20 protein-coding genes are annotated in these 25,216 nt (G+C 71.4%); 9 read left to right on the plus strand and 11 right to left on the minus strand.

The window, feature by feature from the left end; translation table 11 throughout:
* Positions 1-30 precede the first annotated feature (30 nt).
* The 6 genes from ACIGXW_RS30165 to ACIGXW_RS30190 are packed head-to-tail and all read left to right on the plus strand — an operon-like array spanning position 31 to position 4,608.
* Positions 31-810 carry a glycosyltransferase gene (locus tag ACIGXW_RS30165; protein ID WP_399575999.1) on the plus strand — a complete coding sequence of 260 codons (780 nt, stop codon included), beginning with the start codon at positions 31-33 and terminating at the stop codon, positions 808-810.
* Positions 810-1,577 (plus strand): glycosyltransferase, encoded by a 768-nt coding sequence (locus tag ACIGXW_RS30170; RefSeq protein ID WP_399576001.1) that lies wholly within the window; start codon positions 810-812, stop codon positions 1,575-1,577. The genes ACIGXW_RS30165 and ACIGXW_RS30170 overlap by 1 nt, the downstream gene beginning before the upstream one ends.
* Positions 1,578-1,619: 42 nt before the next feature.
* On the plus strand, positions 1,620-2,462 hold the full coding sequence (locus tag ACIGXW_RS30175; RefSeq protein ID WP_399576003.1) for an SdpA family antimicrobial peptide system protein: 843 nt from the start codon (positions 1,620-1,622) through the stop codon (positions 2,460-2,462).
* Positions 2,456-3,427, plus strand: coding sequence for a sporulation-delaying protein SdpB family protein (locus ACIGXW_RS30180; protein WP_399576005.1), 972 nt, complete (start codon positions 2,456-2,458; stop codon positions 3,425-3,427). The genes ACIGXW_RS30175 and ACIGXW_RS30180 overlap by 7 nt, the downstream gene beginning before the upstream one ends.
* Entirely contained in the window at positions 3,424-4,041 is a 618-nt protein-coding gene (locus ACIGXW_RS30185) for a hypothetical protein (protein WP_399576006.1), read from the plus strand. The genes ACIGXW_RS30180 and ACIGXW_RS30185 overlap by 4 nt, the downstream gene beginning before the upstream one ends.
* Before the next feature lie 27 nt (positions 4,042-4,068).
* Positions 4,069-4,608: a hypothetical protein gene (locus ACIGXW_RS30190; RefSeq protein WP_399576008.1), complete on the plus strand. Its 540-nt coding sequence runs from the start codon at positions 4,069-4,071 to the stop codon at positions 4,606-4,608.
* A 49-nt stretch (positions 4,609-4,657) separates the two neighbouring features.
* Here ACIGXW_RS30190 and ACIGXW_RS30195 read toward each other — a convergent pair whose 3' ends face one another.
* A complete protein-coding gene (locus tag ACIGXW_RS30195; RefSeq protein WP_360910101.1) occupies positions 4,658-5,059 on the minus strand; it encodes a hypothetical protein in 402 nt (133 codons plus the stop codon).
* A 223-nt stretch (positions 5,060-5,282) separates the two neighbouring features.
* A complete protein-coding gene (locus ACIGXW_RS30200; RefSeq protein WP_399576010.1) occupies positions 5,283-5,756 on the minus strand; it encodes a MarR family winged helix-turn-helix transcriptional regulator in 474 nt (157 codons plus the stop codon).
* Between the two features lie 117 nt (positions 5,757-5,873).
* Here ACIGXW_RS30200 and ACIGXW_RS30205 point away from each other — a divergent pair, with 117 nt between their 5' ends.
* Positions 5,874-6,257 carry an HGxxPAAW family protein gene (locus tag ACIGXW_RS30205; protein WP_399576012.1) on the plus strand — a complete coding sequence of 128 codons (384 nt, stop codon included), beginning with the start codon at positions 5,874-5,876 and terminating at the stop codon, positions 6,255-6,257.
* A gap of 6 nt (positions 6,258-6,263) precedes the next feature.
* On the opposite strand, the gene ACIGXW_RS30210 is transcribed toward ACIGXW_RS30205, so the two are convergent.
* From ACIGXW_RS30210 to ACIGXW_RS30235, 6 genes are read right to left on the minus strand one after another with little or no spacing between them, the layout of a single operon-like run.
* Positions 6,264-7,295 carry a pyridoxal-phosphate dependent enzyme gene (locus ACIGXW_RS30210; protein ID WP_399576014.1) on the minus strand — a complete coding sequence of 344 codons (1,032 nt, stop codon included), beginning with the start codon at positions 7,293-7,295 and terminating at the stop codon, positions 6,264-6,266.
* Complete coding sequence (locus ACIGXW_RS30215; RefSeq protein WP_399576016.1) at positions 7,216-8,259, minus strand: GHMP kinase; 1,044 nt, start codon at positions 8,257-8,259, stop codon at positions 7,216-7,218. Before ACIGXW_RS30215 ends, ACIGXW_RS30210 begins: the two co-directional genes overlap by 80 nt.
* Entirely contained in the window at positions 8,256-9,104 is an 849-nt protein-coding gene (locus ACIGXW_RS30220; protein ID WP_399576018.1) for a Rossmann-like domain-containing protein, read from the minus strand. The genes ACIGXW_RS30215 and ACIGXW_RS30220 overlap by 4 nt, the downstream gene beginning before the upstream one ends.
* A gap of 21 nt (positions 9,105-9,125) precedes the next feature.
* Positions 9,126-9,902, minus strand: coding sequence for an ABC transporter ATP-binding protein (locus ACIGXW_RS30225; protein WP_399576019.1), 777 nt, complete (start codon positions 9,900-9,902; stop codon positions 9,126-9,128).
* Entirely contained in the window at positions 9,899-11,017 is a 1,119-nt protein-coding gene (locus ACIGXW_RS30230) for a FecCD family ABC transporter permease (RefSeq protein WP_399576021.1), read from the minus strand. The genes ACIGXW_RS30225 and ACIGXW_RS30230 overlap by 4 nt, the downstream gene beginning before the upstream one ends.
* Complete coding sequence (locus tag ACIGXW_RS30235; protein WP_399576023.1) at positions 11,007-12,041, minus strand: ABC transporter substrate-binding protein; 1,035 nt, start codon at positions 12,039-12,041, stop codon at positions 11,007-11,009. Before ACIGXW_RS30235 ends, ACIGXW_RS30230 begins: the two co-directional genes overlap by 11 nt.
* Before the next feature lie 174 nt (positions 12,042-12,215).
* Here ACIGXW_RS30235 and ACIGXW_RS30240 point away from each other — a divergent pair, with 174 nt between their 5' ends.
* The gene (locus tag ACIGXW_RS30240) at positions 12,216-13,478 is read left to right on the plus strand and encodes an MFS transporter (RefSeq protein WP_399576025.1); all 1,263 of its coding nucleotides are present in this window, start codon (positions 12,216-12,218) and stop codon (positions 13,476-13,478) included.
* 305 nt (positions 13,479-13,783) lie between these two features.
* A complete protein-coding gene (locus tag ACIGXW_RS30245) occupies positions 13,784-14,566 on the plus strand; it encodes a phosphotransferase enzyme family protein (protein ID WP_399576027.1) in 783 nt (260 codons plus the stop codon).
* A gap of 33 nt (positions 14,567-14,599) precedes the next feature.
* Here ACIGXW_RS30245 and ACIGXW_RS30250 read toward each other — a convergent pair whose 3' ends face one another.
* From ACIGXW_RS30250 to ACIGXW_RS30260, 3 genes are read right to left on the minus strand one after another with little or no spacing between them, the layout of a single operon-like run.
* Positions 14,600-15,478, minus strand: a complete 879-nt coding sequence (locus ACIGXW_RS30250; protein ID WP_399576029.1) for an SDR family oxidoreductase — start codon at positions 15,476-15,478, stop codon at positions 14,600-14,602.
* Complete coding sequence (locus ACIGXW_RS30255; protein WP_399576031.1) at positions 15,475-18,039, minus strand: FAD-dependent monooxygenase; 2,565 nt, start codon at positions 18,037-18,039, stop codon at positions 15,475-15,477. The genes ACIGXW_RS30250 and ACIGXW_RS30255 overlap by 4 nt, the downstream gene beginning before the upstream one ends.
* 4 nt (positions 18,040-18,043) lie before the next feature.
* On the minus strand, positions 18,044-25,216 hold the full coding sequence (locus tag ACIGXW_RS30260) for an amino acid adenylation domain-containing protein (protein WP_399576033.1): 7,173 nt from the start codon (positions 25,214-25,216) through the stop codon (positions 18,044-18,046).

Below are 25,216 nucleotides of genomic sequence, written 5' to 3' on the forward strand. Positions count from 1 at the left end.
GAGTCGGGAGAGGGCGAGATGCCGGGTTCCGTGGGGAAGATTTCCTACTGCACGACGTGCAAGAACCGTCTCTGGCAGCTTGCGGAAACGTTTCCCGGCAACCTGCAGCGCGTGGCCGAGGCGGGGAACAGCGAGATCGTTCTCGTCAACTACCACTCCGACGATGAGCTCGATTCCTGGATCCGGCAGTTCCAGCCCTCCATTGACAGCGGCATCCTGCGCTATCTCCATCAGCGAACCGAGCCCCACTTCCACGCCTCGAAGGCCAAGAACCTCGCGCATCTCGCGGCCACCGGCCGCTACCTCGTCAACCTCGACGCCGACAACTACCTCGGCGACACCATCCCCACCTGGCGCACCCTCTGGCGGGAACAACCGGACCTGCTGATCCACGGCTTCAGCCCCGACAAGAACCGCCCGCAACGCACCGAGGAGGAGGCGTCCCGTATCCGTCCGGACAGCGGCAACGGGACGTACGGACGCATCGGGCTGCCGCGCACCCGGTTCCTCGCACTCGGCGGCTACGACGAGCGCCTCCTGCCCTCGGCGCACGAGGACCAGGACCTGATGGACCGGGCCGCCACCACCGGCCTGTCCATCGTGCGCAGCCGGCAGTCCGGGCGGGTCGCGATCCGCAACAGCCACCGGGAAACCATGCGGTACTCGGGGATCCCCCTGGACTGGTGGGACGCGAGGGAGCTGAACAAGGAGAGATCGGCCGAGAACCTCCGGCTCGGCAGGCTCACCGCCAACCTCGGCCGCTCTCCGATGAAAGTGCTGCTGAACTTCAGCGAGGAGACCGCCTTCTGATGCCGACCGCGCAGCTACCGCCGGGGAAGATTTCCTACTGCACGACGTGCAAGAACCGTCTCTGGCAACTCGCGGAAACGTTTCCCGGCAACCTGCAGCGCGTGGCCGAGGCGGGCAACAGCGAGATCGTTCTCGTCAACTACCACTCCGACGATGAGCTCGATTCCTGGATCCGGCAGTTCCAGCCCTACATCGACAGCGGCATCCTGCGCTATCTCCACCAGCAGACCGAACCTCACTTCCACGCCTCGAAGGCCAAGAACCTCGCGCATCTCGCGGCCACCGGCCGCTACCTCGTCAACCTCGACGCCGACAACTACGTCGGCGACACCATCCCTATCTGGCGCACCCTCTGGGAAGAGGATCCGCACCTGGTGATCCGGGGTTTCAGCCCCAACGCGGACGGCCGGCTGGACCCGGGCAACGGTTCGTACGGACGCATCGGACTTCCCCGCGCGGCCTTCGACAAGCTCGGCGGATACGACGAGAACCTGCTTCCGATGGGCTGCCAGGACAGCGACCTGCTGGACCGGGCACGCGCCCACGGCATGCGCGTGGTCCGGGTGCCCCAGCAAGTGCCGTTCGCCATCCGCAACACCGATGCCGAGAAGGTGAAGTACACCGGAAGCCCCTTGAGCTGGCACGACATGTGGCAGCGAAACCTCCGCCGGGCCGAGGAGAACCTGCGTCTCGGACGGCTCACGGTGAACCACGACCGCACGCCGGTCAAGGTCCTGTTCAACTTCACCTGGCAGAGAGAACTCTGACCACGGGTTGAAGGATCCGGGGCCTCTGTCTGAGAAGCCCCGATGCGGCGCGTTCTGCGGCGCAATGCGCCTGTTGTGCTCATACGCGCCGCCATCGTGCTGACGAGGCGCCGTGCCGGCGGTGGTGCTGCCCGGGAAGCATGGGGCCCGTTGCGTGACCTGTACCTGTCGAATGGCGGGGGCCGAATCATCCTCGACAGCACTCGAGAAAGAGGGAGCGACATGACGGCGCAACAGGTGGAACAGGCGGAACAGGGGAAAGTCCAATCCCGGGACAACGGCCGTCTGCTCTCCTCTCCGTCCGCCGCAACCCTACGGTGGCGTGGACTCGTGGTAGCGGCGCTCATTTCGCTCTACGGCTTGATTGCCTGTTACGCGGCCGATTCATCGCTCCCGACCAATGCGCTGACGCTTCCCGGGCAAAATCAGCAGGCTATTCGCTCGCTACTCCCGGAAGGATGGGCATTCTTCACCAGATCTCCGCGCGAGAAAGATGTTCTGCTGTGGCGGCGGGTCGGAAACCAGTGGCAACAGTGGTCCCTGAATCAGGCATCCGCAACGGAGTGGTTCGGGGGGAAAAGAGAACAGCGCGCCCGGAGTGTTGAAATGGGGTTGCTTCTCTCGCGGGCTGTGGAAAAGGGCGCGCACTGGAGTGACTGCGAGGTCGTTGATGTGGCGAAGCCACTCGGGGAGATCGTGCAGCAGTGTGCGCATTCTCCAGGGAAAGCGGGTCCCCCGGTGAGGGTGCGTAGTGGGAGTCCAACGCCTACTTTGTGCGGTCCGATTGCCCTCACCAGGCAGGAACCATTGCCCTGGAGTTGGGCGCGTTTCGGCGTCGAGGAGCAGATGCCCGTGCAGCTTCTCCGCATGGAGGTTTCATGCTGAGGCGTGATCGTGATCCGCTGGCGCGGCTCGGAGGGTGGGCGACACAGACGCTGTGCACATCCCCCTTCACCAATGTTTATGGTGTCGCCCGTAGCCTGCTCGCTGCGGGAACCCTGATCACGTTGGTGCTGAACTCGACCGACACCCTCTTCACCGAGGGAAGCGGAATGGAGCCGCCGCCCCAGTGTGAAGGAATCTCAGCCGCTTCCGCCTATTGCTTGTGGGGGCCGGAGCCGGGTCGATGGTTCTCCATCGCCGTGCTTCTGGTGGTAATTACTGGGTTTTTCCCGCGATGGACGGTCGTACCCCACTGGTATGTCGCCTTCAGCCTGAACGTCTCGGCCTCCATTGTGGACGGAGGCGATCAGATCGCAGCCGTGCTGACGCTGCTGCTCATCCCTGTCGGCCTGTGCGATGGGCGGAGAACCCACTGGAGGGAACCGACGCCGTTCGACAGGGCCCCGGGCAACTGGAGGTTCACCGGATGGCTTGTGGGTTGGATCGGCATCTTCGCCATCCGCTGCCAGGCAGCCGTCGTGTATTTCCACGCCGGCGTCGCGAAACTCGGAGTCGCCGAATGGGCGGACGGAACTGCTATGTACTACTGGCTTTCCGATCCGGTGATGGGAGCGCCCGCCTGGCAGCGGTTCTTCATCGATCCGGTCATCCATAGCGATGTCACGGTCCCCCTCTTCACCTGGGCGGTCCCTCTGGGCGAGGTCGCACTGGCGATCGCGCTCGTGCTCCCGTCACGTCGTTGGCGACCCTTTCTATGGGGGGCCATCATCTTCCACATCGGCATCGCAGTGACCATGGGGCTCATTTCCTTCTCGCTCACGATGATCGCCCTGGACATCATCTTCCTGCACCGTGCCGATCAGCGGCTCTCCTGGCCGACCTGGATCAAGCCGATCCAAACGCATTCCCTGTCGACGGCGGAACTGACGAAGGGGCCCACGGAATGATGCGATCCAAATTGAAGCTGGTCTCGTGGGGGCTGGCCGTGTCGACGGCAGCAGGATGGCTGTGCGTGGCTTCGCCCACGTTCGCCAGTGAGCAGAGGGCGCTTTCTTCTGCTCGTCAAGACGCTGTCGCGTTCGATGCGCGGACCGTGTTCCGTGGTGTCTTCTTCGGGCATGGTCCGGTCGGAACCGCGCTGGCTCGCCACTTTCCTGGCCTCCCCGCTGCCACTCCCCGGTCGACCGCCGAGGAGAACAAGCTGATGGATCGGCTTGAGGAAACGCACCCGGGCGTCATCGAGGACTTCCGGGCAGCCGTGACCAGCGGCTCCCACGTCCGCACCAAGCAAGCACTCGTCACCACCAGCCGCGTCGTCGTCGACACCGTCCGGCCCAGCGGCAGCCCTCTCGATCCGGGTGACCCGTCGGGGAAGTGCCTCGCCCTCTACTTGGCGGTGGCCGTCTGGCAGTACGCCTACGTCGATACGTATCTGTGGGAGCTGTACAAGTTTTGGCGAGCGCAAGACGCGGATCGCGTTCTCAGGGCCGACGACCTGGTCCACGACGTCATTCGGATGTCGGGGGGCCACCGAACCGCTTACGAGCGAAGGGATCTGTGAGACGTGAGGAAACTCAGAGTGCGATGCGTGGCGTGGGGACTCGCCATGTCAATGGTGGCAGTAGGGCTGCATGCGGCTTCGCCCACGTTCGCCAGCGAGCAGAAGGTGCTTTCGTCCGCTCGTCAAGAAACCGTCGCTCACGATGCGCGGACCGTGTTCCGTGGCGTTTTCTTCGGGCACGGTCCGGTCGGGACCGCGCTGGCCCGTCACTTTCCCGGCCTCCCCGCCGCCACTCCTCGATCGACCGCCGAGGAGAACAAGCTGATGGATCGGCTTGAGGAAACGCACCCGGGCGTCATCGAGGACTTCCGGGCAGCCGTGACCAGCGGCTCCCACGTCCGCACCAAGCAAGCACTCGTCACCACCAGCAGCGCCCTGATTGACACCGTCCGGCCCAGCAGCGAAGAACTGGAAGACACACAGCCCAGATTCCTCTTCGCCTTCTTCTTCGTGCGCCTGGTGCTGGTGCTCTACGTTCGCGTCACGAAATTCAGGGCCGCTACGGAGGAAGGGGCTCTGGGCCTGGACACGTTGACGCATGACGTCATTACGGCGGCGCATGCCTGAGCCTTGAGCAACGAAGCCCCTCTCCTGGCGGCAGGAGAGGGGCACGAGATCACTTCTTGCGGCGCTTGCGGGGCGCGGGCACGGTCGGTGCCTCGGTCTCGCGGGCGGCGGCGAAGAAGGGCGCCATTACCTCTTCGTACTGCTTCAGGGATTCGGGACCCAGGTCGACCTCGAGCCACTTGGGCACCTGGATTTCCTTGATTTCCGTCACCGGGGAACCGTCCTCGTCCACCTCTCCGGTCAGGTCCTCCATTTCCTCGGCCACCGTTACGGCGAACTTGACCGTGGTCAGATTATCGGTGACCTCGGGGGCGAGGTCGTCGAAGTCGATCCGCTTGACGTAAATCGTCGTCGTGATCGTCTGACCGCCGACCTCGATCGTCTTCACGCCTTCTTCCACGCTGGGCTGACCCTTGTGGGATTCGTCGACCTCAATGAATTTGGTGCCCATGGACGGCGCCTCTCCTTTCTCACTGCTTGTGGGTAAAGTCTAGTGCAGCAAGGGTTGTTGACGCCAATTCAGATGCGGGTGTGCCGTCCTTGCCCGCCCTTTTCGTGTGGGAGAACCGCATCACGGGCTGTACGGATAACTACCTTTTGGTGAAAATTGTGAGTCCGTCACCACGGAATGCCGCTGGTGTGCTGCAGTCCCCGCCGCCCACGCGATCGGGACGTCAGCTCTCGCACGACTCCTCGAGGTACGTGCGTGCCATTGCGCCGGCACGCGTGAACCAGTCGGCGAGCACGGCGACTTCGTCCGGCGTGTAGTCCGCGAAGAGCTCCGCGAGGAGCGTGTAGTACGGCCCGTAGACGGCTCGCACCCGCTCGGCGGCCGCCGGGACGGCGACGACGCGCACGCGGCGGCGGTCGGCGGGGTCCGGCTGCCGGGTGACGAAGCCGCCGCGCTCCAGACGGTTGAGGACTCCGGTCACCGCACCCGTCGTGACGTGCGCGCGCCCGGCCAGGTCGCCGGCGGTGACCGGGGAATCCCCGGCCTCCAGGACGTACGCGAAGCAGATGAGGTCCGTCACGCTCAGGCCCAAGTTCCGTGCGAACTCCTGCTGTCCGACGATGCTCGTCGCGATGAGGCCGTCCATGGCGCTGATCGCGTCCGAGGTGGAGGCGGTGGGGCGGTTCTTGCCCTCCATTGAAAATCCCTTAGTGCGTAAGATAAATTCCTCACTTGCTAAGCCATCATAAGTCTGGCGCCGTAGCGGGGCCGCGGCATGCCGTGGGCCGGGCGGCGGGTGCGAGGGGGCAGGTATATGAGCGGACATCAGCACGACGAGGGCCACACCCTCGCCGGATGGATCGGTTGCGTCATCGCCACGACCGGGGCCGCGGTCACCGGCGCGGGCATCTGCGGCTGGCGCCCGGGGATCTGGCTGGGGCTCGGCGTCATGGCAGCGGCGGTGCCGGTCACTTGGGCCCTGCATCTCACAGGCTGGGGCAAGCCGCCCGGCCCGCGGCCCGCCGACCAGTGGGCGATGAAGGTACGGGACCGCGCCGCGCGCCACGGACACCCGGGCTGCCTCGGATGCCGGCTGGCCGGACGCCGCGGCGCCCCGCGACCTACGGACGTCGCGCCCGAGGCCATGCCCGCCGACATCGCCTCTCGTACGGGCGCGCCCGCTGATCTGTCGTCCTGACGGCAGTCAGGACGACATGACCGCAGCCGCCGCCGGCGCCCGGTTCCAGCGCATGCGGGACCACGGCAGGGCCAGGCGGCTCTGGTCGGACACCTCTCGCGGGGCGAGGTCCGTGATCGATGCGGCCTCGTGGTGGCGGGCGTAGACGGTGTCGACGTAGCGGTGGCCGGTGTCGGCGGCGATGAAGAGGACCGTTCGTCCGGGGGAGCGGTCGCGTTCGTGGCGGGCGGCGAGGTAGCCGGCTCCGGTCGACAGGCCCGCGAAGACCGCGTGCCGGCGCAGCAGGTCGACGCTGCCGGCCAGGGCCGCGTCGAAGGAGATCCAGTGCAGGGTGTCGTACAGCTCGTGGGAGACGTTCCCGAAGGGGATGGAGCTGCCGATCCCGGCGATGATGATCTCGGGGTCGGAGACGTGCTCGGCGCCGAAGGTGACGCTGCCGTACGGCTGGACGCCGACCAGTTCGACATCCGCCGAACCCGCCGATCCCGCCGGATCCGCACGCAGGTAGCGGGCCAGGGCTCCGGTCGAGGCCCCTGATCCGACGCCGCCGACGACGGTGAGCCCGTCCGTGCCGGTCGCCTCGCGGATCCGGTCGGCGATCGCGCGGTAGCCGAGGTAGTGGATGTCGTCGTGGTACTGCCGCATCCAGTGGTACTCGGGGCGTTCGGCGAGGATCTCGTGGATCCGCTCGACGCGCCGCTTCTGGTCGAGCTTGAGGTCGCTGCACGGCTCCATCTGCTCCAGCGTCGCCCCGAGTACGGCGAGCTGGGTGCGCAGCGTGTGGTCCACCGTCGTCGAGCCGACGATGTGGCAGTGCATGCCGTGCCGGTGGCAGGCCAGGGCGAGGGCGTACGCGTAGATGCCGCTTGAGCTGTCCAGCAGGGTGTCCCCGCGGCGCACCGCCCCGGTGTCCAGCAGGTGGCGTACCGCGGCGAGGGCGGAGACCACCTTCATCGTCTCAAAGCGCAGGCAGACGAGCCGGTCGTCGAGGCGTATCAGGTCCGGGCGGCCGATCGACTCCGCGATGTGCTGGTCCATCCAGGATCTCCTTGGTGGTGGTGAACGTCGTGAAGGTCCGGGTGGCGGGGATGCCGTGGGCGTCCAGGGCGCGCAGGCAGCTGCGGACGCGGTGTCGCAGGCCCGGCGCGGCCGGGTCGAACAGCACGCCCGCCACCGCGCCGCTGTGCGCGATCTGGACACCTGCCGCCCCGACCCGGCGGGCGATGGCGGTCAGCGCGTCGAACTCCTGGTGGCCGAGCACGTGTTGGCCGCGCCGCGCGCTGGCGGTGGCGACCTGGCCGAGCAGCCGTACGTCGCCGGTCGCCACCGCCCGGCGCAGCCGCGTGCGCATCCGCTCCCAGGCCCGTACGTCACTGTCGCCGGGTTCGCGTACGGGCAGGGACAGGGTGTCCACGGGCGCGCCCCCGCCGAGGGTGCAGCCCACCACGACCAGCGGCGGGAGGGCCGGGCCGAGGACCTCCAGGACCCGGCCCTCCCGTTGGGCGAACAGCACCGGGCGGCCGTCCAGCATCAGCGGATCGCAGGCCGACTCCGCGCGCACGGCCAGCCGGGCGACCGTGTCGGGTGCCGGTCGCAGCCCGTACGAGTCCGCGACCGCCCGCACGGCGGCGATCACGTCGCTGGTGGAGCTGCCCATGCCCAGGCCCACCGGTATGTCACCGGTGAGCCGCAACTCCCCGCCGCAGGGCGGCCGGCCGGTCCGCTCCGCGCACTCCGCCACCGCGAGGGCCGCCGCCCTCGCGGCCTTCGTACGGTCGGCCGGTACGACGCTGAGCGCCTCGGGCGCCGTGCCGGTCCGGCGGACGAACTCGGCGCTGCTGCCGGGCCCGGCCATCGGCAGGGTGACCAGGCCCGCGCATCGGCGCCCTTCGTCGTCGAGGAAGACGCCCTGGAGGATTTCGCCGTGGTGGCAGGGGGCGTACCCGGTGCCGGTGACCTCCCCACCGGCACCGGGCACGGCCGTGCGGGTGGCGGGAATCACGCGCCGCCCACCGTCCGGTAGCGGTACAGGCCCGTCTCCTCGGCGCTGAACTGGGAGAAGGGGAACGGTTCCGCGGACAGGGCGGTGACGCCCGAGCCGAGGAAGGCGCGGGCGACGGCGCTGCCGGTCTGCGCGTAGACGATCAGCGGGATGCCCCGGGACCGGCAGCGCTCCAGGATGGTGTCGAACGAGCTGTTGCTGAGGGTCATTCCGGTGGCGACGACGGCCTCGGCGCGGTCCAGCACCTCGTGCATGTCGTCGGTGACGGGGTCGCCCCACTGGGTGGTCTCGAGGTTGAGGTCGCAGGGCAGCGGTCGGCCGCCGCGCTCGCGTATCGCCGCGATCAACGGGTTGACGACGCCGATGAGGCCGACCTTCGCGCCCTCCTCGATGTCCAGCAGGCCGGCGATGGCCGCGTCGCGGGCCTTCGCACGGACCTCCGGGGTGCCGGCGGGGAGGATGACGGGCTCGGCGTCGCCCGCCTCGGCGGCCACGCGGTGGGGACGGGTCTCGGAGAGGTAGGCGTCGAGGGCGGCGATCCGCAGCGGACGCGGGGCCTCGCGCAGCAGGACGTCGAGCGGGGTGCCGGAGGAGTCGCGGCAGATCGCGGGGTCGATCTCGCCGGCCTCGAAGGCGCAGCCGCCGAACGAGCCGCCGAGGCGGACCAGGACGTACTGGTTGAGGTAGGTGGTGTCGCCGCCGGCCAGGCGGGTGCCGTGGTGGATCCAGAACACGCTGGTCGCGACGAGTTCGGAGGGGAGCGGGCCGTGTTCGCCCGCGAGGACGGCCTCGACGAGGGCGTCGACGGTCGGTGCGAGGGAAGGGGCGGGGGAGTTTTGGGTCATGGGATTCCTATTCATAGGGATTCACAGGGAGAGGTGGCGCGGTCCGCGGTACGTGACCACCGGGCGCCCCAGGGCATCGGTGGTGAGTTCGGCGTCCACCTCGAAGACCTCGGCGAGCCGCTCGGCGGTCAGGACCGCGGCGGGGGTGCCGGAGGCGATAAGGCGGCCGTGGTGCAGGAGCAGCAGCCGGTCGCAGTACCGGGCGGCGAGCGACAGGTCGTGCAGCGCGACCAGGACCGTCTGCCCGGTACCGGTCAGCAACTGCATCAGTTCCAGCTGGTGTTTGACGTCGAGGTGGTTGGTGGGCTCGTCGAGCAGGAGCCCGTACGGCTGCTGGGCCAGCGCGCGGGCGATGTGGGCGCGCTGCCGCTCGCCGCCCGACAGGGCCTTCCAGCAGCGGTCGGCGAGCGCGGTGAGTCCGACGCGCTCCAGCGCGGCGGCGACCACCGCCCGGTCGGTGGCGTCCGGTCCGCGCCAGCGGTCCCGGAACGGGGTCCGCCCCAGGCCCACGACGTCGGCGACGCGCAGATCGCTGTCCGCGCCCGAGTCCTGTTCGACGAAGGCGACACGGCGGGCGATCCGGCGCGCACTCCAGTCCCGTACGCACTCGCCGTCGTAGCGGACCGTGCCCGCGTCGGGGGCCCGGAGGCCGGCCAGGCAGCGCAGCAGCGAGGACTTGCCCGAGCCGTTGGGGCCGAGCAGCCCGACCGTCTCGCCGGGGGCGATGTCCGCGCTGACCTCGCGTACGACCGGGGTGCCCGCCACCGACCAGCTCAGCTCGTCGACGGTGATCCTCACAGTTCACCTCTCTTGCGCAGGACGAGGAGGAAGAGCGGCACGCCGAGCAGTGCGGTGATCACGCCCACGGGGACCTCGCGGGGTGCGAAGGCGATCCGCGCCAGCGCGTCCGTCCACACCAGGAACACCGCGCCCGCGAGCGCCGCGTACGGCAGCAGCACCCGGTGCGGCGGCCCGACGAGGAACCGCACACCGTGGGGGACGATCAGCCCGACGAAACCGATGGCGCCGACGGTGGCCACCGCCACCGCGGTCAGCGTGGCCGTGACCACGAGCAGCAGCATCCGCGTGCGCCGCACGCCGATCCCGAGGGACGCGGCGGTGTCGGTGCCGAACGCGAGCCCGTCGAGGGCGTTCGAGCGGAGCCACGCGGCCAGCAGCCCCAGCGGGGTGACGATCGCGCAGACCACGACGGTGTTCCAGCGCGCCGGCGCCATCGAGCCCAGCAGCCAGTGGGTGACGGCCCGCGTGGTGTCCGCGTCCGCCGAGGCCATCAGGACGAGCGAGGTCAGAGCGGTGAAGAGCTGGCCGACGACCACGCCGGTGAGGACGATACGGACCGAGTCCAGGCCGGTGCGCCGCAGCAGCAACAGCAACAGCCCGAAGGAGAGCAGCGCGCCGGCGAGCGCGCCGCCGGTGATCCCGAGCGCGCTCGCGCCCACGCCGAGGACGATCACGGCGACGGCTCCCGTGGACGCGCCCGAGGAGACGCCGAGCAGGTAGGGGTCGGCGAGCGCGTTGCGGGTGACCGCCTGGAGCACCGTGCCGCACACGGCGAGCGAGGCGCCGACGAGCGCGGCCATCAGTACGCGCGGCAGCCGCAGGTCCCAGATGAGGGAGTCCACCAATGGGGGCAACGGCTCCACGTCCAGGCGGAGATGGGCGCCGAGGACGCGGGCGAGGTCGGTCCAGCCCACGTCGGCGGTGCCGATGCGCACGGCCGCCGTGACCGAGCCCGCCAGGGCGAGCGCGGCGAGGAGGAAGAGGACCACCCGGGTCACGGCCGGCCGGCCCGACTGCGGGGTGGTGACGGAGCCCTCCGGCACCACCCGCCCGCGGGCCGCCGGAAGCAGGAGGTCCACCGACCCCGCCCGGGCCACGGGGTCAGCGGACATACCCGAGGTCCTTCATCCCCTTGGCCAGCAGTCCCAGGGCGTGCACCGAGCGCACGGACGGGTCCAGCTCGATGCCCGGCACCTCGAGGATCTTGTTGTCACGGACCGCCGCGAGCTGGGAGACCACCGGGTGCCCGGTCATCGCGGCGCGCTTCTCGGCCGCGCTGTCGCCCGGCCGTCCGCGCTCGGACAGGTCGCCGATCACGATGAAGTCGGGGTCGCGCTTGGCGACTTCCTCCCAGGAGACCTCCGGCCAGTCCTCGTTCACGTCGTCGAAGGCGTTCTTCGCGCCGACGATCCGGCTCATCTCGCTGGGCAGGCCGCTCTTGCCCGCCACGTACGGCATGCCGTTGAAGACGGAGTAGAGGTAGACCACGGTGGGCCGGTCGTCGCCCCGGGGAACCTTGGCGGCGTTCTCCCCGGCCTTGGCGACCGCCGCGCGCTGGTCGGCGGCGAGCTTGCGGGCCCGCTCCTCGGCGCCGAAGACCTTGCCCAGGTTCTCGTAGTCGGAGAAGAGCAGCTCGAAGGGGGTCTTGCCGGCCGGGTTCTGCTGCGGGCAGTCGACGGCGCTGACGAAGGTGGGGACCTTGAGGGAGGCCAGCTCCTCGCGGGTGCCGGCGCGGTCCTTGGTGTAGAGGTCCTTGGAGCCGGCGACGACGAAGTCGGGGGTGGCGGCGCGCAGCTGCTCGCCGGTGGCGATCTTCGGGGCGATGACCGGGACCTTTGCGTACGCGGCCCCGTACTGCGCGGGGATCTTCGTCTTGAGGTTGGCCGTTCCCGCCATCCGGTCCTGGAGCCCGAGTTCGAGCAGGGTCTCGGTCGAGGTCTGGTCCAGGGCGACGGCCCGCTTGGGGGGCCCCGCGACGGACACCCGGCGGCCGCAGCTGGTGACGGAGGCCGCCGGGGCGGAGGCCCGGGCGCCGGGCTCGGCGTCCGTCCCGGAGCCGTCGCCGGCTGCCGTGGAACAGCCCGCGGTGACGAGGGCGATGGTCAGGGCGATGCCGAGGCGGGCTGGGTGGCGCATGGGTTCTCCGGTCTGGGAGGGGAGGGAGGGGAGGCGGGAGGAAGGCGTGGGTGTTGTCGTGCACCGGGCAGGAGTGCCGCGTTCGAAGGGTACTGTAATGGTATTCATTTTCATTAACGAATCCGGGTGCGGTTCGCCGAGCCGCCACCCCCACCCCCGAGGAGCGACCACACCGTGCCGACCACACCCGCGCCGACAGCGCCCAAGACCGATGCCCCGCCCCCGCGTTCGGTCCTCCGCGACACCGCGTTCCTGCGCCTGTGGGCGGGCACCACCGCCTCCGGCCTCGCGACCTGGGCCCTGCCCTTCGTCCTCGGACTCGCCGTCCTCCACCGCGACCTCGGCGCCGCCGGACTCGGCCTGCTCCTCGCCGCGCGCACCGCCGGCTTCCTCATCGCCGTCGCCGTCGGCGGCGTGCTGGCCGACCGCCACTCCCGCCGCGCGGTCGTCCTCTGGTCGGCCCTCGCGGCCGCGGTCGCCGCGCCCCTCCTCGCCGCCGGTCTCGGCCGCTCACTCGTGCTGATGACGGCCGCCGCCGCCCTCGCGGGCGCCGGGCAAGGCGCCTGCCGCCCGGCGTTCCAGGCGCTCACCGCCGAGACCGTCGCCCCCGAGCGCCGTCAACAGGCCAACGCCGCCATGACCATGGCCGTACGGAGCGCCACCCTCACCGGACCCGCCCTGACCGCGCTGCTCGCGGCCTTCCTCGACGTCTCGACGCTCCTGCTCGGCATCGGCCTGCTCTGGCTGGTCGCCGCGCTCGTCCCGGGCAAGGGGGCCGCCGCGGTGAACCTCGCCGCCGATCCCGCCCCGCGCGCCGGCTTCCGCGCCGAGTTCGTCGAGGGGATACGCGAGGCGCGCCGCCACCCCTGGTTCCTCGCCGGGCTCGCCGCCCTCGTCGCCGTCATCGCCCTCGGCTACTCCGCCACCAGCGTGGCCCTGCCCCTCATCAGCCGGGACCGCTACGACACCCAGTGGGTGCTGGCCGCGGCCATGACCGCGTACACCGTGGGCGCGCTCGGCGGGGCCCTGGTCATCGCCCGCCGGCGGCCGCGCTCCCAGGGCTGGGCCGCCTTCGCCGGGCTGGGCGCGTACGGCGTCGCGCCGCTGAGCCTGATGCTGCCCGTGCACCCCGTCGTGGTCGTGGCCGCGTACGCCGTGGCCGGGATCGGCATCGAGCTGTTCAACGTGCCCTGGTTCACGGCCACCCAGCGCGAGGTCGCCCCGGAGAAGCTGGCCCGCGTCTCCTCGCTGGACTTCCTGGTCTCCTACGGCCTCGCGCCCGTCGGCCTGGCCCTGATCGCCCCGGCCATCGACGCGTTCGGGGTCACGCCCGTCCTCGCCGTGTGCGCCGCCGCCTGCTTCCTCGTACCGGCCGCGGCGGCGCTGGTGCCCACCGCCCGCCACTTCGCGCGTACGGCCCCGGCGACGAAGGACTGACCTCCGGGCAGGTCACGGCACGTCCCTGCCCCGAGCGGGCATGCGAGGGCCCCGGCGGGGCCCTCGCATGCCGAACGGCGCGACGACGGCCGACGGGCCAGGTGTGGTTGCGACTCGAACCCCGCAAGAAGGTTCCGCCTCGCGTGTGTTCCTGCAGCTGGAGACCGCGAATGATGAACTGGGCACCCGCCTGTTCGGTTCGTAGCCAGTACAGCCGATTGCCGGGCTCGCCTCGGAACACGGGCGTGCCGTCGCCGTCCGGAAATTCGTCGTCATCCTTGGCGATCACGGGCCAGACTGGCTCCGTGCAGCATGATGAAGAGCAGCAGTTGACCGGTGGGAACGTCAGCAACGGCGTCGTGCGTGTCGGTGATACCGTCCGCCGCCCGGCGGGGCCGTGGACTCCAGCAGTGCACGCGCTGCTCACCCATCTCCACGGGACGGGCTTCCGGGCGGCCCCTCGCCCCCTCGGCATCGACGACCAGGGCCGGGAGGTACTGACCTTCATGCCCGGCGACGTGGTCTGGCCCGACCGGTTCGCTCTCCTGGAGCCTGTGCCACGGCTCGCGCGTGTCGCGCGTCTGATCAGGGACTTCCACGATGCCGTGCAGGGCTTCACGCCGCCGCCCGACGCCCAGTGGCAGGTGCTCATCCCCGCCGAGGGCGCCGACATCATCGCCCACCAGGATCTCGCGCCGTGGAACCTCGTGGCCGGCGGCGCGGACGATTGGGCCTTCATCGACTGGGACACGGCCGCGCCCGGCTCCCGCCTCTGGGATGTCGCCTACGCGGTGCACGGCTTCATCCCGCTGTCCGCAGATCCCCACTGGCAGCGCACCGATGCGGCGGACCGGCTGCGGGTCTTCGCCGAGGCCTACGGGCTCGACGAGGCCGAACGGCGTCAGCTGGTGCCCCTGCTGGGGCGCCGTACGCGCTCCATGCATGACTTCCTGCGCGACCAGGCGGCCCAGGGCAATCAGCCCTGGGCCACCCTCTGGGCCGAAGGTCACGGCGACATCTGGCGAAGCGACGCCGAATACATCGAGCAGCGCGAAGAACTGTGGGCGCGTGCCCTGTTCGCGGGCTGAGCTCGGCTCAGAGAGCCACCCGCCTCGTCACCGTCACGCGGTGACCCTGGCGAAGACGTGGTCCAGCGCGGCGTCCGGCAGCAGCCGGGACAGCGCCATGGCCGTCCTCGCGTCGGTGCCGACGTGGTAGCGGGGCCTGGGCCGGGAGGTGGTCAGGACGCGGAAGACCGTACGCGCGAAGTCCTCGGGCCGTGTCCCGCTCGACTGCGCCCGCTCCTCGTTCATCTGCAGGAACCGCTCGAACGACGCGCGGTACAGGCCGGCGACGTCGCCAGGGGCACGGTCGAGGAGCTCCTCGCCGGCCTCCCGCACCTTGTCCCAGATCGGCGTCGCTATCGCGCCCGGCCGTACGACACTGACCGAGACGCCGAAGGGGCGCAGTTCGCGGCGGAAGGCGTCGCTCATGCCCTCCTTGGCGAACTGGCCCGTCGCGTACGCGCCGAGGTAGGGAGCCGCGAGAGCGCCCAGGCCCGAGGAGATGTTGACGACGCGCCCGCCGGTGCGGCGCAGGTGGGGGAGGAAGGCCTGGGTGACGGCGACCGCTCCGACGACGTTGACGTCCAGCTGCGCGCGCAGCCGCTCGGGCGTGACGCACTCCAGCGGTGCCGACACGCAGGTACCGGCGTTGTTCACCAACCCCCACACGCCCTGCTCGCCGGCCGCGTCGACGACCTCGGCCGTCGCCGTCCGGATGGATTCCTCGTCGGTCACGTCCAGGAGCACCGGGCGCAGGCGGGTGGAGGAGGCGTCGGCGCGGAGCTTCTCGCCGTCCTCCGCCCTGCGGACACCGGCGAAGACGCGGAAGCCACGCCGTTCCAGATGGAGCGCGCACTCCCTGCCGAGCCCGGACGAGGCACCGGTGAGGACTACGGCGCGTCCGGCCGGAGGGATGGGCTTCGGCTGTCGGATCAACGGTTCTCTCCTTCTGTGTGGTGGATGGCGGACAGCACCGTGCGTACGGACTCGTCGGCGATGTGCCGTGCGCGGTCGGCGGGCACGATGCCGTCGACATGGCTGAAGTTCCACGCGAGCCGGCCGTGGCTGGTGTTGGCGGTCGCCACGACGGCGCCCGTCACCGAGACGGCCGCGACCAGCTGGGTGTCGGAGACGCGCCAAGGGCCTATCCGGGCGGGGAAGTCGTAGCGGCCGAGGTTGGACAGGCACAGGTTGAGCGGCCCTTGTTCGTCCATGTACCGCATGAAGGGCTCGTAGTCGGCCGAGGACTTCGGCCCCGCCCTTCCCAGCAGGTTGATCATGGACAGATGTTCCTCGCGCTCGCGGCGCGCCACCAGGTCCCGGCCGATGGCCCCGGCCATGGGCCACAGCGGTGTGCCGGGCCGGTAGAGCACGCGGGACGGGAGGGTGGCCGCGTAGGAACCGGCCTCGTCGTAGGAGACGGCGGGGTCCAGTTCACTGCGGAAGTCGACCGGGGAACCGATCGAGAAGTAGGCGGGCTCCGAGGTCCCCGCCTCCCGGGCGACGGCGGTCACCATGGCGGCGGCGAGGGCTCCGTGCACCGTGGTGCCGTGCCGCTTGCAGGCCCGTACCAGCAGCTCCAGCTGTTCGGCCGTGAGGGACCGGTGCACCATCCGGGTGCGCCGCTCAGCGAAGGGCACCGGGTCGCTGGGGACCACCCGCCGCGGCCGCAGCCGCTCGGTCTCCTCCTGGTCGCGGTCCATCAGGGCCGTGAGAGCGGCCGCGCCCTCCGCGCCCCGGTGGCGGCGGGGGAGCAGGTCCTCCGTGGCGGGCAGCGCCCGCAGCGAGGTGCGCGGCAGCGCCTCGCCGTCGCCCAGCCGGGCGGCGAGCTCGATCCACTGCCTCATCAGGGACAGGCCCGTCATGCCGTCGGCGATGCAGTGCGAGGCCGTGAGCAGAAGGTCGTGGACGTCCTCCGGGTGTCCGGGGCCCGCTTCCCGCGTGATCACGACGGCGCGCACCAGCGGCCCTTCGCGCCAGTCGATGCGTTCGGCGAGCTCGTGCTCGTCGACCTCGCGCTCCCACCGGGTGTCGGCCGCGGGGTCCGCCGGCGACACCGTGACCTGGCGCAGCGGGATCGGCCGCCCACCCACCGGCCGGAACGCGGGCTCCACCCCCGCCGTCCCGTCCGCGGCGCCGGTGACGGCGACGCGCAGTAGGGGGTGCCGGGCCTGGAGGGCGTCCAGGGCGCCGCGCAGCAGCGGCACCGGCAGGGGGCCGCGGAGTCGGGCCCGGAAGACGCCGCTGAGCGATGAGGCCCGGTCGGCCGTCCAGTACCAGCGCTCCAGCGGGCTGAGCGGGCGCCGCACGCGCGGCTCGGGGTCCGGGATTCCGGGGAAGGTGAGGGCCTCCTCGTTCTGCCGGGCGAGCTCCTCCCTGGGCGTCAGCCGGAAGTAGTCGTCCCGGACCTTCCGCAGATCGGGGGTGTCGGCCTGTTCGAGGTCGCTCATCGACCGGGAGGCGGCGACCATGGCCCGGGTGCGGTCGCGGCGGCGGTCCTCGTACGTGCGCAGGGCCAGCGGCAGGTCCTCGCACGCCCCCGGCTCGGCGAGCGTGTGCGCCAGGACGACGGCGTCCTCGATGGCCATGGCCGAACCCTGCCCGAGCGTGGTCAGCATGGGGTGGGCGGCGTCGCCGAGGAGGGTGACGGGGCCGTCCCCCCACCGCTCCAGGAAGGCGCGGTCCCGGGAGGGCACGGCGAGGATGTCCTCCGGCGGGGTGGCCTCGATCACCGCCCGCACCTCGTCGGCCCACCCCGCGTACGCCTCGGTGATCTCGTCCTTGGTGCCGTCCCACGCGTGCGAGCGGGCGGCGGGCATGTTCTTGGTGCCCCACCAGTAATAGCGGCCGTGGCCGATGTCGATGAGACCGAAGCGCTGCCCGCTGCCCCAGTAGTGGCGCACGGCCCCCGGGGTGAGCACCGGATGGTCGAAGGGGACGATGCCGAGCCAGCAGACGTAGCCGCTGTCCTCGGACGCCTCGGGGCCGACGAGGTGGGCGCGTACGGCCGAGTGGAAGCCGTCGGCGCCGATGAGGAGGTCGCCGCGGGCCGAACGCCCGTCCGCGAAGCGGACGGTGACGCCGTCGCCGTCGGCCTCGAAGCCGGTGGCGGTCGCGCCCAGGTGGAGGGGGACGCCGCCGGCCGCGTCGAGCAGGGCCTCCTGGAGGTCCGAGCGGCTCAGGCAGACGCTGGGCGCGCCCACCTTGTCGCAGATCTCCTTGAACGGCAGGTCCCGTATCCCGCCGCCCAGATGGTCCAGGACCAGGAAGGACTCCGCGACCTGGCCGCGCTTGTCCAGGCCGAGGTCGATGCCGAGCGTGGCCAGCGCGTTGACGGCGTTGCTCATCACCGAGAGACCGGATCCCGCCGCGCGGAGCTCGGTGGCGCGCTCGTACACCTCGACGTCGACTCCGACCCGTCGAAGGGCCACGGCACAGGCCAGGCCGCCGATGCCGGCGCCGATGACGAGGGCCTTGGCGGGCTGTCGTCCCGTCATGGCGTCACTTCCCCTCTACGGAGGCGGCCGGGCCGCTCCCGAGCAGTTCCACGACGGTCCTGGCAACGTGTTCCACGTACGGTTCCTCCATGATCGTGAGATGGTCGCCGGGCACGTCGACGACGCGGAGCCGGCCGCTGGTCATGTCGCGCCAGCCGTTGGCCCGGTCCTGGTGGCGGCTTCCGGCGGCGCCGTGCATGGCGGTCAGGACGTCCGGAAGCGGTTCCATGGCCCGGATCAGGGTGAGGTCCTGCTCCTGGACGCCCGGCCGGTACTCCAGCGTCGCCTGCCAGTTGGCCCGGTAGACGCCGAAGAGCCGGCGTATGACGGCTCCCGAACTGCCCGCGGGCAGGACGCCCGCGTCGCTCGCGAGCCGGGCGATGAAGTCGAACTTTTCCTCGAGGGAGGTCAGTTCGTCCGGGATGGTCTCCATCGGGGAGTCACCGCCGCGCTCCAGCAGGAGCAGCTCCCAGAAGAACCACCGCAGCAGCGCGTCGTCGTCGTGCCGGACGCGCGCCCCCTGGTCCAGCGCGGTGGTGTCCAGCAGCACCAGGTGGGACACCTCCTCGCCCGCCGCCCGCAGCTGCCGGGCGATCTCGAAGGCGACGAAGCCGCCGAAGGACCACCCGCCGACGGCGTACGGGCCCTGCGGCTGTACCCCGCGCAGTGCGGCGACGTAGCCGGCCGCGATCTCCTCGACGGTGCGCAGCGGTGTGGTGCCCGGGTCCGCGCCGGCGGCCTGGAGGGCGTACAGCGGCTGGTCGTCCGGGAGGTGCCGGGAGAAGGGGACGTAGCAGAGCACGTTGCCGCCCATGGGGTGGACCATGAACAGCGGCGGCCGGGTGCCCTCCGGACGGATCGGGACCACCGGGTCGTACGCGGCGACCGCGTCTCCCGCGCGCAGCCGCGCCGCGAGAGCGGCCACGGTCGGTGCGGCGACGAACCCGGACAGCGGGATGTGCACGCCGTAGCGCTGCTCGATCTGGACCACCAGCCGCATGGCCGTGAGCGAGGTGCCGCCCAGGTCGAAGAGGCTGTCGCCGATGCCGACAGCGGGCAGCCGCAGCAGGTCCGCGAGCATCTCGGCGAGCGCCCGCTCATAGGCGTCGCGCGGCTCGGCACCGACGCCGGTGGCACCGGCGGCGGTGGTGAGCGGGGTTCGGCGCAGTGCGGCGTCGTCGCGCTTGCCGCTGGGGGTCAGGGGCAGGGACGTCAGCCATTGCAGGTGCGCGGGGACCATGTGGTCGGGCAGCGTCGCGCGCAGGTGCTCGCGGATGCCGGCCAGGTCCGCGGCCGTGCCCTCGCCCACGAGGAACGCGGCGAGGAAGGAGTCGCCGTCGTCGCGACGCCGGGCCACGACCGCGGCGTCGAGCAGGCCCGGGTAGCGTCCGGTGAGGTCGGTGAGGGCCAGCTCCACCTCCGCGGGCTCGACGCGGAACCCGCGCACCTTGACCTGGGAGTCCGCCCGCCCGGCGTAGGCGATCGTCCCGTCGGGCAGCACCAGGCCGAGGTCGCCGGTGTCGTAGAGCCGCCGCTCCTCGCCGTCGAAGGGATGGGGGACGAAGCGCTCCTTGGTCAGGTCGGGGCGGCCCTCGTAGCCGTCGGCCAGGCAGGCGCCGCCGAGGTGGATCACCCCGCGCGCCCCGGCGGGCACCGGGCGCATCCGGGCGTCCAGCACATGCGCCTCGGCCCCGTCGACGGGCCGGCCGATCGGCGGCAGCGCCGGGAACGCGGCCGGGTCCCCGGTCATGGCGAAGGCGGTGGCGACATGCGTCTCGGTCGGCCCGTACTGGTTCTCCAGGACGGCGCCCGGCAGCGCGGCGCACAGTCCTCGGATCTCCTCGGTGACGCGCAGCTGTTCGCCGGAGGAGATCAGTACGCGCAGGGCCCGGGGGACGATGTCCAGCGCGGCCGCGGTCTCGGCCAGTTGCTGGAGCGCGACGTAGGGGAGGAAGACCCGCTCGACGCCTTCGTGATCGATCAGCCGCAGCAGGCGGGACATGTCGCGCCGCTCGGTGTCGCCCACCAGGTGCAGCGTGCCGCCGGAGCACAGGGTGGAGAAGATCTCCTGGAAGGACACGTCGAAGCTCAGCGGCGCGTACTGCAGGGTCGTCCCGCCCACGGCGCCGCTCGCGGTCCCGTTCTGCCAGGCCACGAGGCCGGCCAGGGAGCGGTGCGGCATCGTCACGCCCTTGGGCCGGCCGGTGGAGCCGGAGGTGAACAGGACGTAGGCGGCACTGTCGGCGTCGATTCGCGGCGCGTCCGCGGCGGGTTCCGCCGGCTCCCGGGTCAGGGATTCGGCGGGCAGCACGAGCGACGGGTCGCCGGCGAGGTGGGCGTACGGGGCGTGGGCGACGACCCGGAAGGGCCGGGCCTGCTCCAGCATCGCGGCCAGCCGCCGGGCGGGGTAGCCGACGTCCAGCGGCACCACCGCGCACCCGGCGCGCACCACGCCCAGCAGCACGGCGATCATCTCGGGCGAGCGGTCCATGGCGATGCCGATCCGGGCCCGGGGCGGGGCGCCGAGCGCGCGCAGCCGCCCGGCCACCCGGTCGGCGGCCTCGGCCAGCCGTGCGTAGCTCCACCGCTCCTCCCGCATCACCAGGGCGGTCGCCCCCGGGGTGCGGGCGGCCTGCTCGGCGAAGAGTTCGACGACGGTGGGGCGCGCCACGGAGTCCGCGAGGACCGGGGGGTCGGCGAGGAAGGCGAAGTGGGGCTCCTCGTGCGGCTCCTGCACCATCTTCCGCAGGATCCGCAGGAATCCGCGCGCGTAGAGCTCGGTCCGCTCGGTGCAGAACGTCTCGCCGTCACCGTCGATCCGCAGCCACACGCGCCCGCCGTCGGGGTCGGTGACCGCGTTCACCAGGAGCCGGAAGTTGGTCTCCTCCCAGGTGCTGAAGTCCAGCAGGCGCACGCCGGGCAGGCGCAGGACCTCGGCGAGCTGGTGGAAGTGCACGTAGTTGAAGGCGGTGTCCAGGACGGGGCCGCCGTGGTCCTCCTGGACGGCGCTCAGCGGATACCGGCGGTGGGCGTGCCCGTCCTGCTCCTGCCGGAAGGCCTCGCGCACCACGTCCAGCCAGCTGACGCGCCCGGTGCCCAGACGCAGGGGCACGGTATTGAGGAAGAGTCCGGCGACGCGTTCGGCGTGGGCGAGCTCGGGCCGCCCGTGGGTGACCAGCCCGGTGGTCACGTCGTGGGTGCCGGCGAACACGGACAGCGTCAGGCAGTGCGCCGCCAGGAGCGCGGACTTCACGGGCACGCCGTGCTCGGCGGCGAAGGTCCGCAGCTGTGCCAGCAGGCCGGCGGGCAGGTCGAGGCGGTGGGCGGCCGGACCCCGGCGGGCGTGCGGCGGCCGGTGCGGCCGGAACGTCTCGATCTGCAAGGGTTCGCAGCCGGCCAGCTTCTCCTTCCAGTAGCGCCGCGCCTCCTCGGACCCCAGGGCGATCCGTTCCTCCCGCACATGCGCCGCCGCCGACGGCGGCGCCGTGGCGTCGACGGGGCCGATGCCCAGCCCGAGGTCGTGCGCGTAGTCCTGGAGGAGTTCCTGGAGGAGGTTGGCCACGCTGCCGCCGTCGAGGAGCGCGTGGTGGAAGCTGAGGACCAGATCGACGGTCGTGGGCCTCACGTGGACCCTGGCGAGGTACAGCGGCGCCCGGTCGAAGGCGTAGGCGTGGTGGCGCCGTTCCTCGATGTGCGCGTGGACCTCGGCGTCGGCCGCGGCGCCGTCGAGGGGGCGCAGGTCGACGACGTCCAGGCCACCGTCCACCCGGGGGTGGACGATCTGCAGCGGCTCGGAGAAACCCGCCAGGTCGAAGCCGGAGCGCAGCGCCGGATGCCGCGCCACCATCCGGGCGAACGACCGGCGGAACCGCTCCTCGTCCCATGGCATCTCGAGGCGGTACAGGAAGACGTCCTTGTACATGGCGGAGGTCTCGTGCCGACGGCTGTGGTACAGCAGGCCGAGCTGCAGCCGGGTGAGCGGATAGGCGTCCTCGGCGCCTTCCAGCCGGGCCCGGTCCACCGTGGATATGAGACCGAACGGCGCCGGGACGTCCCCGCCGCCGGCCGCCGGGGCGCTGTCGGCCCGGGCGGCGAGACCGGCCACCGTCGGATGGCGGATCAGGTCGGTGAGCGAGAAGCGCAGGCCCCGCTCCTCGGCCTCGGCCCGCACCTTGAGCATCAGGATGGAGTCCCCGCCGAGCGCGAAGTAGTCGTCGTGGACGCCGACGCTCTCCACGCCCAGCACCCGGGCCCAGATCCCGGCCAGGACGGCCTCGGTACGGTTGCGCGCCCGTCCGCCGGCGGCCGGCTGCGCGGGCTCCCCGGGTACGGGCAGCGCGCGGCGGTCGGCCTTGCCGTTCGGGGTCAGCGGAATGCCGTCGATGCGGACGAAACAGGCCGGAACCATGAACACCGGCAGCGTCCGCGCGAGCCGCTCCCGCAGCGACTCCGGGTCGATGTCGGCGTCGGCCACGTAATAGCCGACGAGGTGGGTGCCGCGGGCGTCGGTGGCGCGGTCCACGACGAGGGCGTCGCGGACGCCCGGCACCGTGCGCAGAGCGGCCGCCACCTCGCCGGGCTCCACGCGATTGCCGCGGATCTTCACCTGGCCGTCGATGCGCCCGAGGTATTCCAGGGTGCCGTCCGCCAGCCAGCGGGCGAGGTCGCCGGTGCGGTACATCCGGCCGCCCCGCACGAACGGGTCCCGCAGGAACTTCTCGGCGGTCAGCTCCGGCCGGTCCAGATACCCCCGGGCGACACCGACGCCGCCGATGCACAGCTCGCCGGCGACGCCGACCGGCTGCGGATGGTCGTCGGGCCCCAGCACGTACAGCCGGGTGTTGTCGATCGGCCGGCCGATGGGCACCCGGGCGATGTGCCCTTCGCGCGGGCAGTCGTGGTACGAGACGTCGACGGTGGCCTCGGTCGGACCGTAGAGATTCACCAGCCGTACGGGGGAGTGCGCGCCGAACACGCGGTTGAACTGCTCGACGCGCGCGGAGGGTAAGGCCTCACCGCTGCAGAAGACGTACCGCAGGGAGCCGAGTCCCTCGACGGCCTCCGGTGTCCGCTGGAGCAGGTCGAGGAACGGCCCCAGCATCGAGGGGACGAAGTGCGCGGCGCTGACCCGCTGCTCGCGGACGGTCCGCAGGATCTCCCGCGGGTCCTGCTGTCCGCCGGGCGGCAGCAACGCCACGCTCGCGCCCTCGATCGCCCACCAGAACAGCTCCCACACCGACACGTCGAAGGAGACCGGCGTCTTCTGCAGCAGGACGTCGCTCGCGCCGAGCGGATAGCGGCTCTGCATCCACGCGAGGCGGTTGACCACGCTGCGGTGTTCCACCATCACCCCCTTGGGGCGGCCGGTCGAGCCGGAGGTGTAGATGACGTACGCCAGGTCATGGGAGGTGCCGAGCGGTTCGAGCGGGGCGCCGTCCGCGCGCAGCAGGTCCTCGACGCACCGCACCGTCGTCCCCTCGGCGGTATCCGCGACCGGCCCGTCGCCGTCCACGATCACCACCTTGGCGCGGCTGTCCTCCAGCAGGAGCCGCACGCGCTCGGCCGGGTAGCCGCGGTCCACCGGTACGTAGGCGCCACCGGCCTTCAGCGTGCCCAGGAGCGCCACCAGCAGCTTCGGCCCCCGCTCCATCATCACCGCGACCCGGTCGTCCGGGCCGACGCCCTCGGCGCGCAGGGCCCGTGCGACCCGGTTGGCCCGCTCGTCCAGCTCGGCGTACGTCAGGGTTTCCCCGGCGGCGCCGGTCACGGCCGTCTGGCCGGGCCTGCGGGTGGCCTGCGCCTCGAACAGGCCGTGCAGCGTGGCCCCGTCCGCGTACGGGACGTCCGGGCCCTGGGCGCGCACCACGGTGAGGTCCTCGTACTCGGCGGCCGCCAGCATCGGCACGGCCGGGACGGGCCGGTCCAGCATGTCCACACCGTTGCGCAGGAGCGTGGTGAGATGCCGGGCGACCGACGCGATGGACAGGTCGTCGTCGAAGACGTCGCAGGCGTAGTCCAGGTCGACGTGGAGGTCGGCGCTGTCGTCGAAGGCGGACACCACGATGCCCAGGGCGTCCTGCTCGTGCGAGGGGGCCCTCATGGCCGTCCGCCGCTCGATGCCGGGGAGCCGGTCCTGCTGGGGCCAGTGGATGTAGGAGAGCGTGACGTCGAACAGCTGACGGGGGCCCTCGGCGGAGGAGGGTAGCTCGCGCAGGACGTCACCGAGGGAGAGCCGCTGGTGCCGCTGGAGCGCCCGGGTCGCGTCCTGGGTTCCGGCGACCAGGTCCCGCACCGACCGCTCGCCGGCCGCCGGTATGCGCAGCGGCAGGGCGTTGGCGAACTGGCCGAGGATGTCCCGCCATCCGCCCGGCCGGTTGAGGAAGGGGACGCCCAGCACGACCTCCTCGCTGCGGTGCAGGCGTGTCAGGTACGTACCGACCATGGCGGCGATGTACGCGAACGGCGAGAGGCCGGCGGCGCGGACCCGCTCGACGAGGGCGCTCTCCACCGTGAACGAGTGGCGGCCCCGCCCGCCTCCGGCCGCCGCGCGGGTGAAGAGGGCAGGGGCCACTCCCGCCAGGTTCTCCCGGTGGAAGGCGCGGTCGCGGTCGGCGTCCGCGCCGGAACGGTAGGCGGCCTCCTCCTCCACGAAGGCGAGATAGGAGGTCGGCGGGCGGAGGCCGCTCATCCCGGCGGTCACGGTCCGCGCGTAGTCGTCGAGGATCTCGGTGCTCAGCTTGTGGAAGGTCCAGGCGTCGGCGACGATGTGGTGTGCCTTGATGTGCACATGAGTGACGCCCGGACCCTCGAGGAGCAATGCGGCTTCGACGAGGGGGCCGTCGGCCAGCGGCAGAGGCGTCTCCAGGGAACGCCGCATCCACTCGGCGCACGCCGCCTCCGGCTCGGGCTCCTTGGCTAAATCGACCCTGTCGACCCCGACACCTTCCGGTTCGGCCCACTGGAACGGCGTCCCCGCCCGCTCGTCGAACCGCAGCCGGAACGTTTCATGGCGGCCTAACGCACGCTCGACACAGGCGGTGAGCGCGTCGAGGTCGACGCTGCCCAGCAGACGCTCGTGGAGGACGCAGTTGAACTGCGGCGAGTGGGGGGCCTGGGAACCCGCGGCCCAGATGTCCCGCTGGTAGGCCGTCAGGGGGTGCTGCACTTGACTGATCAC

Origin of the sequence: Streptomyces sp. NPDC053079, assembly GCF_044546695.1 — a bacterium.
GTDB lineage: Bacteria > Actinomycetota > Actinomycetes > Streptomycetales > Streptomycetaceae > Streptomyces.